This window comes from Nocardioides eburneus, from assembly GCF_040838215.1.
GTDB classification, from domain to species: domain Bacteria; phylum Actinomycetota; class Actinomycetes; order Propionibacteriales; family Nocardioidaceae; genus Nocardioides; species Nocardioides eburneus.
This window is the reverse complement of record NZ_JBFPJR010000039.1, coordinates 16,886-31,479: the sequence shown is the minus strand read 5'-3', so window position 1 is coordinate 31,479 and position 14,594 is coordinate 16,886. Positions and strand designations below refer to the sequence as shown.

The following is a 14,594-nucleotide window of genomic DNA, read 5'->3' as shown; positions in this document are numbered from 1 at the left end:
GAGTAGAGGTCGAACGGGATCCGGGTGTGGACGCAGCCCTGGCCGAAGTGGCCGTAGAGCGCGGGTCCGGTGTCGGAGGCGTAGCCGAACTCCTCGTAGAGCCCGCGCAGGTCGCGCAGGTAGTCGCCGAGCCGCTCGACCGGCACGGCGGAGTCCTCCCAGCCCTCGAACGTGTCCGGCTTGTGCGGCACGTGCGCGGTGGCTCCGAGCCCCGCCTCGCGGACCTGCCAGAGCTCATGCTCACGGTCCGGGTCGTCGAAGAAGACCACCTCGGGCGAGTGCTGGGTCTCGCCGAGCGCGTCGAGCATCGCGTGCGCCCGCCGGTCGGCCTCCTCGACCGTGTCGCCGCCGAACTGCACCATGAGGAAGCCGGTGCCCTCCGGCAGCTCGTCGAGGCCCTGGGGGTTCATCCCCTTGATCTGCTCGTCGCGCACCAGGTAGCGGTCCACGCCCTCGAGCGCGATCGGCTCGTGCTCGACGATCGGCGGGACGGCGTCGGCCGCGGTCGCGATGTCGCGGAAGCCGAGCACGACCAGCGTCCGCTCCTTCACCACCGGCACGAGCTCGAGCTCGGCGTGGAGGACGGTCACCAGGGTGGCCTCGCTGCCGACCAGCATCCCGGCCAGGTCGAAGCCGTGCTCGGGCAGGAGCGAGTCGAGGTTGTAGCCCGAGACCCGCCGCGGGATGTCCGGGTAGCGCTCCCGCACCAGGTCGGCGTGCGCGTCGCGCAATCCCCGGAGCGCACGGTGGATCTCCGCCCGGCGGTCGTCGCCGCGGGCGATCTCGGCGTACGCCGCGTCGTCGGTCGGTCCGCAGGTGAACCGGGTGCCGTCGTAGAGGAGGACGTCGAGGCTCGCGATGTTGTCGACGACCTTGCCGGTGCGCTGCGCCGTCGCCCCGCAGGAGTTGTTGCCGATCATCCCGCCGAGGGTGCAGTTCTGGTGGGTCGCCGGCTCCGGGCCGAAGCGCAGGCCGGTGGAGGCGAGCTGCCGGTTCAGGTCGTCGAGGACGATGCCGGGCTCGACGACGCAGCGGCGGCGCTCGGCGTCGACGGAGACGACCCGGTGGCAGTACTTCGAGAAGTCGAGGACCACGGCGGCGTTGGTGCACTGTCCCGCGAGGCTCGTGCCGCCGCCGCGGGAGACCAGCGGCAGGCCGTGCTCGCGGCAGATGCGCACCGCCTCGACCGCGGCCTCGATGGTGCGCGGCACGACGACGCCGAGCGGGACCTGGCGGAAGTTGGACGCGTCGGTGGCGTACGCCGCCCGGCTGCCCGCGTCGAAGCGGACCTCACCGTCGACGTACTCCTCCAGGGCATGCCGAGCCCGCTCCAGGTCGGCGTCGGGGATCCGGTCCGGAGCATCGAGAAGGGTCACGAGGCGTGGTACCCGACCCGGCGCCGGGGCAATCACCACCGACGCGCGCGCATCGCGACCGCGCCCGCCGCCGCGAGCAGTCCGCCGGCGAGCAGACCGCGGTGCCGGCTGGCCCAGGCCTGCGCCGAGTGGCCGGCCGAGCTCGCGTCGAAGAGGCCGTGCGCGCCGAAATCGCGCCCGTCGGGGCCGTCGGCCGGCTCCCACAGGTTGACCGGGGCGTCGGGCGGTCGCGGGTCGGCGGTCTGCTGGGAATCGACCCCGGTGCGGGCGACGTAGGCGTCGAGGAGGCCGGGGAGGGCGCGCTCGCCCAGCACGCTCAGGACCGTGCTGCGGCCGACCCAGTACTCCCGGCGGCGCGGATGGGCGGCGGCGTACACGACGGCACGGGCGGCCACCTCCGGCTGGTAGTGCGGCGGCACCGGCTGGGCCTGCCGCGGCAGTCGCGAGAGGCCCCAGGAGAACTGCGGCGTGTTGACCGCCGGGAGCAACACCATCGTGGCCCGGACCCGGCTGCCGTCGTGGCGCAGCTCGGCGCGGAGCGACTCCTGGAAGCCCTTGATGGCATGCTTCGCCGCGCAGTAGGCGGCCTGGAGCGGGATGCCGCGGTAGCCCAGCGCGGAGCCGACCTGGACGATCGTGCCGCGGTCGCGCGGCAGCATCCGGCGCAGTGCCGCGCGGGTGCCGTTCACGAAGCCGAGGTAGGTGACCTCGGTGACCCGCTGGTACTCGTCGGGCCGGACGTCGGTGAAGCGGGCGAAGACGGAGACGAACGCCGCGTTGACCCAGACGTCGATCTCCCCGAGCTCCCGCTCCACGCGTACGGCGGCGGCCTCCACCGCCTCGGCGTCCGCGACGTCGAGCGGGACGACCAGGGCCCGCGACCCGGCCTCCTCGACCTCGCGGCGGGCGGCCTCCAGGCCGGTCGTGCCGCGCGCGAGCAGGGCGACGTCGTCGCCGCGCGCCGCGAACGCCCGGGCGCACGCCCTCCCCACTCCCCCGCTGGCACCGGTGATCACGACCACCCGTCGCGACATCGCATCTCCTCTCCTCACGGCCACGCGCCGGGCCGACCCTGGGGGTCGGCGAGCCGGTGGGCGGCCTCGATCAGCAGGCCGTGGACGAAGGCCTGCGGCAGGTTGCCGCGCAGCTGACGCTGCGTGACGTCGTACTCCTCGGTGAACAGCCCCGGCGGGCCGAGGGCGCCGCGGTTGCGCTCGAAGAATCGGAGCGCGAGGGCGCGGTCGCCCTGCTGGTCCGTGGCCAGCGCCAGCTGGAAGCCGGAGAGCAGGAAGGCGCCCTCCATCTCGCCGAGCGGGCGGTCGCCGGCCCGGAACCGGTAGACGTAGCCGTCCTCGGTGAGCTCGTCGAGCACGGCCCGCCAGGTGGCGACGCTGCGCGGGTCGTCGGCCGGGACCGCACCGCGCAGCGCCGGGACGAGCAGCGCCGTGTCGACGCCCGGCTCGTCGGGGGCGCGCTGCCAGCGACCGCTGGGATGGACTCCCCATCTCGTGGCGTCGGCCAGCAGGACGTCGGCCAGGTGACGCAACTGGTCGGCGCGGTCCTCGTGCGGCATCCGGTCGGCGAGGGCACGCAGGCCCGCGACACACATCAGCCCGGAATGGGTCCAGTGCCGCTCCTCCAGCTCCCAGATCCCGGCGTCGGGCCGCCGGCGGTACCGCGCGACGGCCGCCGCGGCGATCTCCGCCGCCTCCCAGCCGTCGCGGTCCAGGCGCCCGCGCGCGTCCGCGGCGGCGAGGAGCACCAGCGCCTCGCCGTACATGTCGAGCTGGAACTGGTCGTGCACGCGGTTGCCGACGTGGACGTCCGCGCCCCCGGGATAGCCGGGCAGGTCGAGGGTCCGCGGCCTGGGGACACGGTCGCCGGTGAGGGTGTACGCCGGGCAGAGCCGGTCGCCGTCGGCCAGCAGCCGCTCCGTGACGAACCGGACCGCGCCGTCGAAGAGCGGACCGCCGCCCGCGGCGTCGAGCGCCTGACCGACGAGGCACTGGTCCCGGACCCAGGCGAAGCGGTAGTCGTAGTTGCGCCCCTGCTCGGCCTGCTCGGGCAGCGAGGTCGTCGCCGCCGCCACCATCGCGCCGGTCGACGAGGTCAGTCCGTGCAGGACGGCGTAGGAGTGCCGCACCTCCTCCGGCGAGACCGACGCGTCGAACCGTGGCACCGCCTCCTCCCAGGCGTGCAGCGTGCTCGCCCAGGCCTGATCGGGATCGGGGGTGGGTCCGGACGGCGCGCGCGTGCCGATCTCGAGCACGAGGTCGCGCTCCGCCCCGGCCTCCAGGTCGAGGCAGGCGTGCAGCGCCCCGTCGTCGTCGGCCGCGGCGTCGCCGGCGCCCGTCCAGCGCAGGTGCAGGGCGCCCGTGCGCGCCTGCCACACGTCGCCGTCACGGCGGCACTCGGACATCGGCTCGGCCCCGAAGGCGGCGCGCGCGTCCAGGGTGACGCTCAGGCGGGCCCGGCCGTCGAGGACGCGGAGGCGACGGAGGAGGACCAGGCGATCACGGTCGGCCGGCAGCGCGAGCGCCTCGCGGGACTCGACGATCGCCCCGGTCGTCACCCAGCGACTGGTCCATACGAGCGTGCCGGGAACGTAGCTGCCGCCCCAGACGAACCGCGCGCCGGTCGGTGTCACCGAGTAGTGACCCGGGCCACCGAGCAGGGAGGAGAAGACGGCGTCGTCGTGCCAGCAGGGCGCGCACAGGAAGGCGATCTCGCCTCGCGGGCCGACCAACGCGCCACGCTCGCCGTCGGCGAGGAGGGCGTACTGCCGCAGCGGCTCGGGGACCGGGATCGACAACGACCGCCTCCTCTCCTGTCTCGTCAGGTGCCCGACCGCGGGCCCGCGCACACGCGAGGCCGTCGGGGATCACGACGCCGCGAGCAGGCGGCGTACCTGGGCCGCGGCGGCGTGGTGCGGGTAGCGCTCCACGAACGCGCGCAGGGTGGCGGTCGCGGCCGGGTCGCCCTCGGCCCGCTGGGCGAGGCCGAGGACGAGCAGGGCCAGCGGCCGGTCCGCGCCCGGCCGGCGGGACACCGGGCGGACCAGCCGCTCGGCCGCCGCGGGCCGGCCGGCGCGCAGCAGCGCGAAGGCCCGGGCCACCGGGTCGGTCGCCGTGTTGCTCGCCGTGCTGCTCGACGGGCTGCTCGACGGGCTCGATGTGGCCTCCGAGGTCGCGTCGTTCGGCGCTGCCGAGCCGCTGGCCGCGGCGTCGTCCCCGCGTCCGCCCAGCACGAGCAGGGGTACGGCGACGGCCGCGCCGACCGCGACCGTCACGACGACGGCCAATCGGCCGGCCGGGAGCGCGAGCGCAGGGCCGTCGGCCCCACCGCCGGGCTCATCGTCGGCCCCCGTGTCCGCCCCAGCGTCGGCCCGATCGGGCGCCTCGTCGCGGACAGCGAGCCGGCGGCGCCGGACGACCACGAGCCCGGCGATCCCGCCGACGACCGCGAGCGCGGCGACCGGGGGCGCGGCCCACAGCACCCAGCCGAGGCCGCGGCGCTGCGGGTCGAGCACGATGTCGGCGCCGTACCTGGTCCGGAACCACGCCACCACCTGGTCCTCGCTGCGTCCCTGGGCGAGCTGGCGGCGGGCCTCGCTGCGCATGCTCTCGGCGACCGGGCTGGTCGAGTCGGCGGCCGATTCCCCGACGCAGGTGGGACAGCGCAGCCGCGCGGCGACGTCCTGGGTCCGGTCGTCCAGCGACGGTGAGCCGGTTCCCGGGAGCCCCGGCATGCCGGGGAGCAGGGTGAGGACGAGGACGACGAGGGCGACCAGCCCGACGGCGTACGGGAGCAGACGGAGCCGGCGTCGGCCACGGCCGGTGGGGACGGTCACGTCCATCGCCCGACCTCGTCGGTGAGCCAGGCGGCGTCGACCTCGCCGATCCGATGGGCGCGGATGACGCCGTGCGCGTCGACGACGAACGTCTCGGGGATGCCGGTCGCTCCCCAGGAGACGGCGAGCCGGCCGTTGGGGTCGTGGATGGCGAGCAGGTGGCGCGCGCCGACCTTGGCGAGGAACTCCTTGGCCGGGTCGATGCCGTCACGGCTGTCGATGGTGACGACGCGGACGCCCTGCGGCGACGAGGTCCGGGCGAAGCGGGCGATCAGCGGCAGCTCGTCGCGGCACGGGCCGCACCAGGAGGCCCAGATGTTGACCACCGTGACGTGTCCTGGCCGCCAGCGGTAGTCGGTCCCGGCGACGGTCGGTCCGCTCAGAGCCGGCGCGTGCCGGCCGATCAGCGGTGAGGCGGCGCCCGCGTCCGCGCCGTCGCCCGCCGACCGCCCGTGCAGCGCCCCGAGGAGGTCCGCCACCGCGATCAGCGCGACCACTCCGGCGACGCCGAGCACCAGCCGCGGGCGCACCAGCCGGCGCCACCACGTCCGCCGCCGACCGAGCCCGTGCCCGAACAGTCCGTGAGCACCGTTCATGGCGCACCTGCCGGCTCGGGGAGGAGCGCGTCGGGCGCTTCGGGGCTGTCGGCCACGGGCTCGTCGGCCGGGCGACGGCGCGGGCGACGAGCGCCGAGGATCCCGCCGAGGACCAGCAGAGCGCCGCCGGCCCAGATCCAGGAGACCATCGGGTTGACCGCGAGCCGGATGGTGGCCGTCGTGCCCGACTGCTCCGCCGCGAGCAGGGTGACATAGCGGTCACCGCCGAGGCCGCTCAGGATCGCGGGCGCCGCCACCGTCGTCTCGTGGGTCGGGAAGTAGCGCAGCGCCGCTGTCGTGGCCTCGCCGTCGAGGTCCAGGCGGGCACGGGTCTGCCTCACACCTCCCTCGGTGCTGCGTGCGACACCGTCGAGGCGGACCGCCACACCGGCGACGTCCGTCGTCCGCCCGCGGTGGAGGGTGACCTCGCCCACCGAGGCGTAGGCGCTCGACCCGGCCACCCCGACCGCGACCACGACGAAGGCGACGTGCGCGAGCCGGCCAGCGAGGGTCCGGCGGTGCCGTCGCAGCCAGCTCGTCGGTCCCCGGCCGGCGGGCCGGCGGCGCAGGTCGCCGACGCTCTCGACGACCGCGCTGGTGACGAGCAGACCGGCGAGGCCGAAGACGAGGAGGGCCGCGGTGCCGCCGTGCCCGGTCAGGCGTACGACGACCACCACGGCCACACCGACCGCGAGCGGCACCGCCAGCCGTCGTACGGCGCGGGCAAGGTCGTCGCGGCCCTCGGGCCGCCAGCGCAGCAACGGGCCGACGACCATGAGCAGCAGCAGGACCAGGACCGCCGGGACGGCCATCCGGTCGTAGTAGGGCGGCCCGACCGAGACCTGGCCCCTGCCCGCCGCCTCGGCGAGCACCGGAAGGACGGTCCCGAGCAGCACCGTCGCGCAGAGCGCGACGAGGACGAGGTTGCCGGCGAGCAGCGCTCCCCCGCGGCTCGCCGGTGTCCCGACCGACCGCGGTGGGGCCAGTCGGCCGACCCGGAGCACGACGAGCGCCACGACCCCGACGACGAGCGCCACCAGGAAGCCGAGCAGCACGGGCCCGATGCCGGAGTCGGCGAACGAGTGCACGCTCGCGACGACCCCCGACCGGGTCAGCAGGACACCGGTGGCCGCCAGCAGGAAGGCACCGATGGCGAGCGAGAGGTTCCAGACCGGCAACGCACCGGTGCGTCGCTGGACCATGAGCCCGTGCAGCAGCGCGGTGGCGAGGAGCCACGGCATGAGCGAGGAGTTCTCGACCGGGTCCCAGGACCAGTAGCCACCCCAGCCGAGGACGGCGTACGACCACCAGGCACCGAGCACGATCCCGGCGGTGAGCGCGACCCACGCGAACCGGAGCGGACCCGCCACCGCCTGCCGCCAGTCCCGGCCGACCCGCCCGGTGACGAGCCCGGCGACGGCGTAGGCGAACGGGACGACGAGCCCGACGAGGCCGAGGTAGAGCAGCGGCGGGTGGATGCCCATCGCCGGGTTGCTCTGCAGCAGCGGCGTCGGACCCGGACCGTCGTGCAGCACGGGGTCGACGTGGTCGAAGACGCCGCCGGTGGCGAAGGCGAGGCAGCAGAAGAACGCCGTCGCGGCAGCGACGACGCAGACCGCCCAGGCGTGCAGCGGCCCCCGCATGCGTCGGCACAGGAACGCGAGGTAGCCGGCGATGACGAGGCACCACAGCAGCAGCGAGCCGTCGTGCGCCGACCAGAGACTGGTGAGCGTGTAATAGAGCGGTGTCGAGCGGCTGCCGTTCTCGGCGACGAACCGCACCGCGAAGTCGTGCGTGACCAGGGCCCATTCCAGCGTCAGCACGCTGCCCGCCGCGCCCACCAGCGTCGCGAGCGCGCCCCACCGGGTGAGCGGCTCGGGCCGGCCGGACAGGCCCGCCCAGGCCGCGACGACCGCCGTCGAGAAGGAGGCGCAGCAGGCCAGCGCCAGGAAGAACAGGCCGATCGCGGAGATCAGGGTCATGGTCGGGTCACCGGCGGGTCAGTGGTCGAGCATCTCGGACGGCTCGTACTGGTTGTCGTGGCGTACGACGACCGAGCGCGCCTCGAAGACGCCACGGTCGTCCAGGGTGCCGTTGACGACGGCCCCCTGCCCCGCCCGGAAGGTCTGGGGCGGGACCGTCCGGCTGACGACCTCGACCTGCTGCTTGCCGTCGGTGAGCGCGAACCGCACCGTCCCGTCGTGGCGGTGGATGGAGCCGTCGACGACGAGGCCGCCAAGCCGGACCTGGTGGCTGCTCGGCGCGGCGAGCAGCTCGCTGGGGGTGCGGTAGTAGGTGAGCGTGCCCTCCGCCCCGGCCGTCGCCAGCAGCGAGACAGCGACCACCACTGCGAGCACGAGGACGAGCAGCGGCAGCCGGGCGCGCCAGCCCCGCGGGATCCTCAGCGCCGTCACGGCCGCCTCCGCAGCACCGTCCAGGCCAGGGCCGCCCAGACGACCATGGCGAGCAGGTAGCCCACCGCGACCACCGTCCACCCGGTCATGCCCGGGTCTCCTCGGCCGTGGTCGGCTCGTGGGTCGTCGATGCCGGCGTCATGCTGTCCGGGTCCGCGATGATGCGGGCCGAGCCCGCGGCGACACCGCGGTGGTCGACGACCCCGCTCGAGGTCGCGCGGTCGCCGAGCTGGAGGACGCGCCGCCGGACGTACCACGCGCCGGCCAGCGTGAACGCCGCCACGCTCGTCAGCAGTGCCAACAGCATCAGCGGGGCGATCGGCGGCGACAGGCTGGGCCGCAGGACCGTGGGCGGCTGGTGGAGCGTCCGCCACCACAACACCGAGAAGTGCGCGACCGGCACCTCGACGGCGAACACGAGGCCGGCCACCGCGGCTCGACGGTGGACGCGCTCGGGGTCACCGGGCAGCGAGCGTAGCGCCAGGTAGGCCACATAGCTGACCAACAGCAGCGCGGTGCTGACCAGGCGCGGGTCCCACGCCCACCACACGCCCCAGGCGGAGTGGCCCCACACGCTCCCCTCGGCGATCGCGAGCGCCGTCATCGCGACACCCAGCTCGGCCGCGGCGCGCGCCACGGCGTCGTACGGTCCACGGCGGCGCAGCAGCACGGCGACGCTGCACAGCGCCACGCACCCGAACGCCGCGAAGGCGGTCCACGCCGCCGGGACGTGCGCATACATCAGCCGCTGCGGCTCGCCCTGGATCGCGGCGCGCGGCGCGACCACCAGCGCCAGTGGCACCGCCACCACCGCGACCACGACGGCCGCGAGCCCCAGTCGAGCGCCTGCGCGGGAAGCCCACGAACGCACCATCGACGCGTCATCTCCTTCGGAGGCCGGCAAGATCGTGGGATCCCGGTTCCCCGTCACCGCCGCTTCCATCCCCGCCAGGGACGGCGACGTTTCCCGAGACGGCTCTCGTGGTACCGACAGCCCGCCGGAGGCAGGTGGGTCCGCGCGTGCGGACATGGGTGGAAGCGGAAGGTGGGACGCAGTGAGCCGCATCGGGGCCGAGGACCACTCGACGTTCAGCCCGGTCGGTCCCAAGTCGGATTTCACCACCACCGCCTGGTGGATCCTGTTCGCCGTCGCCGCGTTCGTCTGCGTCGTCGTCATCGCCCTCGCGGTCGGCGCGGTCGTCGCCCGCCGCAGGGCCACGGTCCACGGCGGTGAGGCCAAGGGCATCGTCTTGACGTTCGGCGTCGTCATCCCGGCGCTCGTGCTCGCCGCCACCTTCGCCCTCAGCATCGTCGGGATCGCGAAGGTGGCGAAGCCGTCACGCCCCGCGGCGATCACCATCGACGTCGTCGGCCACCAGTGGTGGTGGGAGGTGCGCTATCCCGACAGCGGCGCCGTCACCGCCAACGAGATCCATGTCCCGGTCGGGACGCCGGTCGAGCTGCGGCTCACCTCCGCGGACGTGATCCACAGCTTCTGGGTCCCGGCGGTGATGCCGAAGCTCGACCTCATCCCCGGCCACACGAACGACACCTGGCTCACCGTCGACGACGCCGGCACCTACCGCGGCCAGTGCGCGGAGTACTGCGGCGTCCAGCACGCCCACATGGCGTTCTCGGTCGTGGCCCAGCCCGAGGCCGACTTCCGCAGCTGGCTCCAGGGCCAGTCGTCGCCGGCGCGGACCCCGACCACCGCCGCGCAGAAGAAGGGGTACGACGTCTTCACCTCCGGCAGCTGCGCGACCTGTCACACCGTCCGCGGCACGCCGGCGGACGGGCAGGTCGGCCCCGACCTCACCCATCTCGCCACCCGGGCGAAGCTGGCGGCGGAGACGATCCCCAACGACCGCGGCCACCTGGGCGGCTGGATCGCGAACTCCCAGCAGATCAAGCCCGGCAACAAGATGCCGCCGCAGCCTCTCTCCCCCCGGGACCTGACCGCCGTGATCGCCTACCTCGAGAGCCTGGAGTGAGAGCCGAGATGAGCCAGCGATGACGACGGAGCAGGTGGAGCCCGGCCGCGACGTCTGGCCGCGCGACGTGGAGGCCGCCGCCGCGGGGATGCTGCACGAGCGCGCGGTCGCCGAGGGCGCCGTCGGCGACCGTCTCCGCGAGGTGTGGGAGGAGGAGCCCGGGTTCAAGGGCTTCCTCACGACCGTCAACCACAAGCGGATCGGTCGCCGCTACCTCGTCACCGCGGGCTTCTTCTTCATGCTCGCCGGGATCCAGGCGCTGGTGATGCGGACCCAGCTGGGCTCGCCCAACAACGGCGTGGTGAGCGCGGAGACCTACAACCAGCTCTTCAGCCTCCACGGCACGGCGATGATCTTCTTCTTCGCCACCCCGATGAACAGCGGCTTCGGGAACTTCTTCCTGCCGCTCATGGTCGGCACCCGCGACATGGCCTTCCCACGGCTCAACGCGCTGAGCTACTGGATCTTCCTCTTCTCCGGGCTCTTCATGTTCGCGAGCCTGCCGCTCGGGATGGCCCCCGACGCCGGCTGGTTCGCCTACGTGCCGCTCTCCGATCGGTTCTCGTCCACACACGGGCTGGAGTTCTACGCGCTCGGGCTGCTCTTCCTCGCCGTGTCGAGCACGGTCGGGTCGATCAACCTCATCGTGACCGCCCTCAAGATGCGCGCCCCGGGCATGACCCTGGCCCGGGTCCCGGTCTTCGTGTGGGCGATCGTCACCCAGTCCTTCATGCTGCTCTTCGCGCTGCCCCCGCTCGACGTCGCCAACGTGATGCTCTTCATGGACCTGCGGTTCCACACCCAGTTCTTCGTGGAGTCCGGTGGCGGCGACACGATCTTGTGGCAGCACCTGTTCTGGCTCTTCGGCCACCCCGACGTCTACATCATCGTGCTGCCGGCGATGGGGATCATCTCCTCGGTCATCCCCACCTTCGCGCGGCGGCCGATCGCGGCGTACTCCTTCGTCGTGCTCGCCACGGTCGCGACCGGGATCATCTCCTTCGGCGTGTGGGTGCACCACATGTTCGCGGTGGGGCTCTCCGACGTCGCGCAGAGCTTCTTCGCCGCCGCGACACTGACGATCAGCCTGCCTGCGGGGATCCAGATGTTCGCCTGGCTGGCGACGATGTGGCGCGGTCGCGTCGTGGTGACGACGGCGCTGCTGTACGCCGTCGGCTTCATCGTCACCTTCGTGATCGGCGGCGTCACCGGGGTGATGTTCGCCGTCGTGCCCTTCGACCAGCAGGTCACCGACTCCTACTTCGTCGTCGCGCACTTCCACTACGTCCTCTTCGGCGGTGCGGTGATGCCGATGCTCGCCGGGCTCTTCTACTGGTGGCCCAAGATGACCGGCCGCTCGCTCCACGAGAAGGCCGGCATGTGGAGCTTCGCGGTGGTCTTCGTCGGCTTCAACCTCACCTTCTTCCCCATGCACCTGGCCGGACTGCTCGGGATGCCACGGCGGATCTACACCTATGACGACGGCCTCGGCTGGACGGTGTGGAACGTGCTCTCCACCGCCGGGTCCTACGTGCTCGGCGCCGGCTTCCTGCTGACGCTCGGGGTCTTCGTGGAGAGCCTGCTGCGGCAGCGGTGGGCGCCCGACGACCCGTGGGGCGGCAACACCCTCGAGTGGGCGACCGCGTCGCCACCGGAGGACTACAACTTCCCCGTCGTGCCGACCGTGCACAGCCTGAACCCGCTGTGGGACGAGCAGTCGCTGCCGTCGATGGTGGAGCACCGCCACGACGGCGTACGCACGATGACGGACAAGCATGAGGCGCTGCGCACCAGTGAGCTCGATGCCCGGGTCGAGGGCCCGATGGCGATGCCGAGCGACACGCCGGTGCCGCTCTGGCTCGCCCTCGCGCTGACGCTCTCGGTGGTCTTCCTCATGGCCGGCTGGTACGTCGCCTCGGCGGTCGCCTTCGGGCTCGTGGCCGCGATCGCGGCGTACTGGATGTGGGACCGCCCCGACGTCGAGGAGATCGAGGAGGAGGCCGGATGACGGATCTCACCGAGCACGAGGTCCTGGTCGAGTCCGCCGCCGCGCCCGAGGCGCCGGTCGGCCGCTCGACGGGCTGGTGGGCTATGGTGCTCTTCATCGCCACCGAGTCGGCGACGTTCGCGGCCTTCCTCGCCAGCTACTTCTACCTGCGGTTCTCCGCGAAGGGGCCGTGGCCGCCGACCGGTGACAAGGCGCCCGACCTGACCCTGCCCACGATCGCGACCGTGGTGCTCGTCGTGAGCTGCCTGCCGATGCTGCTCGGTTCGCGGCTCGCCGCGCGCCGCTCCCGGGCGGGCGCGGCGCTCGGCACCCTCGGGGCGCTCGCCGGAGGTGCCGCGTTCCTCGTGCTCCAGATCCTCGACTGGCTCTCGGAGTGGCCCGAGTCGACGCTGAGCAAGGACGCCTACGGCTCGCTCTTCTATGCGATCACCGGGCTCCACACCGCGCACGTCGTCATCGGCGTCGGCATGCTCGCCTTCCTGGCCGCCAGCCTCGGCGTACGACGGGCCGCGGCCCGCCCGCGCGGGCCGGTCATGCTCGTGGCGATGTACTGGTACTTCATGAGCGTCGTGGCGCTCGCGGTGTACGTGACCGTCTACCTCTCCCCGACGCTCTAGGGGCCGGCGATGCGCACGCAGGAGAGGACCACCACCGCCACCGGCCGGGCGAGCAGGGCCGGCCGGATCCCGCCGCTGCTGCTCTGGTTCGGTGTCGCCGGCGGCCCCGCGGCCTGGGCCGTCCATCTGGGGACCGCCTGGAGCGTCTCCGAGCTGGCCTGCCTGGCGCCCTCGTCGTCGGGCGTCCTGCTCCACGGCGGGTCCCTCGGTGACGGCGCCCGCCTGACGGTCTGGCTCGGCACGCTCGTGCCGTGGCTCGTGGCGCTCGGCGCGGTCGGCGCCTGCGCGCTCGTCACGCGGCGCCGCCGTCGTCTCCGCGAGCGCTCGGAGGGCGACGGCCTCGCGACCGAGCGGGTCTCGCTGCTGCTCGTCCTGGGCTGGTTCCTCTCGCTGATGTCCCTCGCCGCCATCACCGGCGGCGGCATCGCCCTCACGGTGCTGGAGGCGTGCGCATGACGCTCCTGCACCTCACCGGCACCGGCGGCGGACTGGGTCCGACGCTCGCGATCGCGGGCGTCCTCGTCGTGCTCGGCTGCTGGTATGCCGTCGGGCTGTGGGAGGTGCTCGACCATCCACAGGGACGACGCCAGCAGCGCACCCGGGCGCCCGCCGTCATCGCTGGGGTCGTCCTGCTGGTCGCCGTCAGCGTCCCGCCGCTCGGCGACACGCTGGAGAACCGGCTCTCCACCCACATGGCCCAGCACCTCGTGATCCTGGTGGTCGTCGCCCCGCTCCTGGCCGTCGGCTCCCCGGGGCAGGTGCTGCTCGCCGGTCTCGCGCCCGGTGTACGCCGCCCCCTCGTCGCCACCGCCCGGCGGGTCCCGGGACGCACGCTCGCGACCCCGCTCGGCTGGCTGCTGAGCGTGGCCGGACTGTGGGTGTGGCACCTCCCGGCGGCGTACGACGCGGCGGTCCGCTCGCCCGGTGTCCACGTGCTCGAGCACGCCACGTTCCTGCTGACCGGCTGGCTCTTCTGGGCGCGGCTCGTCCACCTGGTGCGGACGCCGGGGCGCGGCATCGCCGCCGCGGCGTACGTCGCCGCTGCCGTCCCGCCGGGGGCGGCGCTCGGCGCCGTGCTCACCTTCGCCGACCACCCGCTCTATCCGCTCCAGGCGGCCCACGCGCGCGCCACCGGCGTGGACCCGCTGCTCGACCAGCGGATCGCCGGGATCGTGATGTGGGTACCGCTCGACCTGGTCTACCTCGCCGTCGCCATCGCGCTGTTCGCGCGCTGGCTGAGCGAGTTGCAGGGCGGTGACGGGGAGGTGGATGTCGGCAGCACGCTGCCGTCCGACGCCCGCCCGGCACACCTGGAGGTGAGATGACCACCCGTCCACGGACCCGGACCCGAACCGTCCTGTGCGCCACGGCCGGCTGGCTGGCCGTCTCCGTGGCGGCGGTCGTGCTCGCCTCCTGCGGTGACTCCGAGCGTGACGCCGCCCCGCCGCAGGTCGCCCGCTCGGGCGACCCGGGCCGTGGGGCGCAGCTGATCTCGTCGTACGGCTGCTCGACCTGCCACACCGTTCCCGGCGTCGCCGACGCCGACGGCCTCGTCGGACCTCCGCTGACCGACTTCGCCCGTCGCAGCTACATCGCCGGCAAGCTGCCCAACACCGAGGCGAACCTGCACCGCTGGATCGAGAACCCGCAGGCCATCGAGCCCGGGACGGCGATGCCCGACCTCGGGGTGACCCCACAGGACGCCGCCGACATCACCGCCTACCTCTACACGCTGAGGTGAC

Annotated in this window: 14 protein-coding genes; 6 read left to right on the top strand and 8 right to left on the bottom strand. The window is 73.7% G+C overall.

The annotated features are described in order from the left end of the window. The 8 genes from AB3X52_RS17060 to ccsA all read right to left on the bottom strand — a co-directional run. Nucleotides 1–1,376 (bottom strand): FAD-binding oxidoreductase (locus AB3X52_RS17060; RefSeq protein ID WP_367995298.1); only part of this gene is annotated, 1,376 nt, incomplete at its 3' end. A 32-nt stretch (nucleotides 1,377–1,408) separates the two neighbouring features. Next, nucleotides 1,409–2,410, bottom strand: coding sequence for an SDR family oxidoreductase (locus AB3X52_RS17055; RefSeq protein WP_367995297.1), 1,002 nt, complete (start codon nucleotides 2,408–2,410; stop codon nucleotides 1,409–1,411). Between the two features lie 14 nt (nucleotides 2,411–2,424). Beyond that, complete coding sequence (locus AB3X52_RS17050) at nucleotides 2,425–4,239, bottom strand: glycoside hydrolase family 15 protein (RefSeq protein ID WP_367995296.1); 1,815 nt, start codon at nucleotides 4,237–4,239, stop codon at nucleotides 2,425–2,427. 18 nt (nucleotides 4,240–4,257) lie between these two features. After that, complete coding sequence (locus tag AB3X52_RS17045) at nucleotides 4,258–5,232, bottom strand: cytochrome c-type biogenesis protein CcmH (RefSeq protein WP_367995295.1); 975 nt, start codon at nucleotides 5,230–5,232, stop codon at nucleotides 4,258–4,260. Then, entirely contained in the window at nucleotides 5,223–5,822 is a 600-nt protein-coding gene (locus AB3X52_RS17040) for a TlpA family protein disulfide reductase (protein WP_367995294.1), read from the bottom strand. The genes AB3X52_RS17045 and AB3X52_RS17040 overlap by 10 nt, the downstream gene beginning before the upstream one ends. Then, entirely contained in the window at nucleotides 5,819–7,804 is a 1,986-nt protein-coding gene (locus AB3X52_RS17035) for a heme lyase CcmF/NrfE family subunit (protein WP_367995293.1), read from the bottom strand. Before AB3X52_RS17035 ends, AB3X52_RS17040 begins: the two co-directional genes overlap by 4 nt. Nucleotides 7,805–7,822: 18 nt before the next feature. Next, the gene (locus tag AB3X52_RS17030; protein WP_367995292.1) at nucleotides 7,823–8,236 is read right to left on the bottom strand and encodes a cytochrome c maturation protein CcmE; all 414 of its coding nucleotides are present in this window, start codon (nucleotides 8,234–8,236) and stop codon (nucleotides 7,823–7,825) included. Nucleotides 8,237–8,321: 85 nt separating this feature from the next. Further along, on the bottom strand, nucleotides 8,322–9,110 hold the full coding sequence (gene ccsA / locus AB3X52_RS17025) for a cytochrome c biogenesis protein CcsA (protein ID WP_367995291.1): 789 nt from the start codon (nucleotides 9,108–9,110) through the stop codon (nucleotides 8,322–8,324). 181 nt (nucleotides 9,111–9,291) lie between these two features. On the opposite strand from ccsA, the gene coxB reads away from it, so the two are divergent. From coxB to AB3X52_RS16995, 6 genes are read left to right on the top strand one after another with little or no spacing between them, the layout of a single operon-like run. Beyond that, complete coding sequence (gene coxB, locus AB3X52_RS17020; protein ID WP_367995290.1) at nucleotides 9,292–10,227, top strand: cytochrome c oxidase subunit II; 936 nt, start codon at nucleotides 9,292–9,294, stop codon at nucleotides 10,225–10,227. Between the two features lie 19 nt (nucleotides 10,228–10,246). After that, nucleotides 10,247–12,235 carry a cytochrome c oxidase subunit I gene (ctaD, locus tag AB3X52_RS17015; RefSeq protein WP_367995289.1) on the top strand — a complete coding sequence of 663 codons (1,989 nt, stop codon included), beginning with the start codon at nucleotides 10,247–10,249 and terminating at the stop codon, nucleotides 12,233–12,235. Then, nucleotides 12,232–12,852 (top strand): cytochrome c oxidase subunit 3, encoded by a 621-nt coding sequence (locus AB3X52_RS17010; RefSeq protein ID WP_367995288.1) that lies wholly within the window; start codon nucleotides 12,232–12,234, stop codon nucleotides 12,850–12,852. Before ctaD ends, AB3X52_RS17010 begins: the two co-directional genes overlap by 4 nt. 9 nt (nucleotides 12,853–12,861) lie before the next feature. Next, nucleotides 12,862–13,308 carry a hypothetical protein gene (locus AB3X52_RS17005; RefSeq protein WP_367995287.1) on the top strand — a complete coding sequence of 149 codons (447 nt, stop codon included), beginning with the start codon at nucleotides 12,862–12,864 and terminating at the stop codon, nucleotides 13,306–13,308. Then, nucleotides 13,305–14,177, top strand: a complete 873-nt coding sequence (locus tag AB3X52_RS17000) for a cytochrome c oxidase assembly protein (protein WP_367995286.1) — start codon at nucleotides 13,305–13,307, stop codon at nucleotides 14,175–14,177. Before AB3X52_RS17005 ends, AB3X52_RS17000 begins: the two co-directional genes overlap by 4 nt. Further along, the gene (locus tag AB3X52_RS16995) at nucleotides 14,174–14,593 is read left to right on the top strand and encodes a c-type cytochrome (RefSeq protein WP_367995285.1); all 420 of its coding nucleotides are present in this window, start codon (nucleotides 14,174–14,176) and stop codon (nucleotides 14,591–14,593) included. Before AB3X52_RS17000 ends, AB3X52_RS16995 begins: the two co-directional genes overlap by 4 nt. The last annotated feature ends 1 nt before the right edge of the window (nucleotide 14,594 follow it).

What these genes read in the sequence shown, in the direction of transcription:
- AB3X52_RS17010 (WP_367995288.1), top strand. Translation starts at nt 12,232, where the DNA reads ATGACGGATCTCACCGAGCACGAGGTCCTGGTCGAGTCCGCCGCCGCG.
- ccsA (WP_367995291.1), bottom strand. Translation starts at nt 9,110, where the DNA reads ATGGTGCGTTCGTGGGCTTCCCGCGCAGGCGCTCGACTGGGGCTCGCG.
- AB3X52_RS17045 (WP_367995295.1), bottom strand. Translation starts at nt 5,232, where the DNA reads ATGGACGTGACCGTCCCCACCGGCCGTGGCCGACGCCGGCTCCGTCTG.
- AB3X52_RS16995 (WP_367995285.1), top strand. Translation starts at nt 14,174, where the DNA reads ATGACCACCCGTCCACGGACCCGGACCCGAACCGTCCTGTGCGCCACG.
- AB3X52_RS17035 (WP_367995293.1), bottom strand. Translation starts at nt 7,804, where the DNA reads ATGACCCTGATCTCCGCGATCGGCCTGTTCTTCCTGGCGCTGGCCTGC.
- AB3X52_RS17005 (WP_367995287.1), top strand. Translation starts at nt 12,862, where the DNA reads ATGCGCACGCAGGAGAGGACCACCACCGCCACCGGCCGGGCGAGCAGG.
- AB3X52_RS17040 (WP_367995294.1), bottom strand. Translation starts at nt 5,822, where the DNA reads ATGAACGGTGCTCACGGACTGTTCGGGCACGGGCTCGGTCGGCGGCGG.
- AB3X52_RS17000 (WP_367995286.1), top strand. Translation starts at nt 13,305, where the DNA reads ATGACGCTCCTGCACCTCACCGGCACCGGCGGCGGACTGGGTCCGACG.
- AB3X52_RS17055 (WP_367995297.1), bottom strand. Translation starts at nt 2,410, where the DNA reads ATGTCGCGACGGGTGGTCGTGATCACCGGTGCCAGCGGGGGAGTGGGG.
- ctaD (WP_367995289.1), top strand. Translation starts at nt 10,247, where the DNA reads ATGACGACGGAGCAGGTGGAGCCCGGCCGCGACGTCTGGCCGCGCGAC.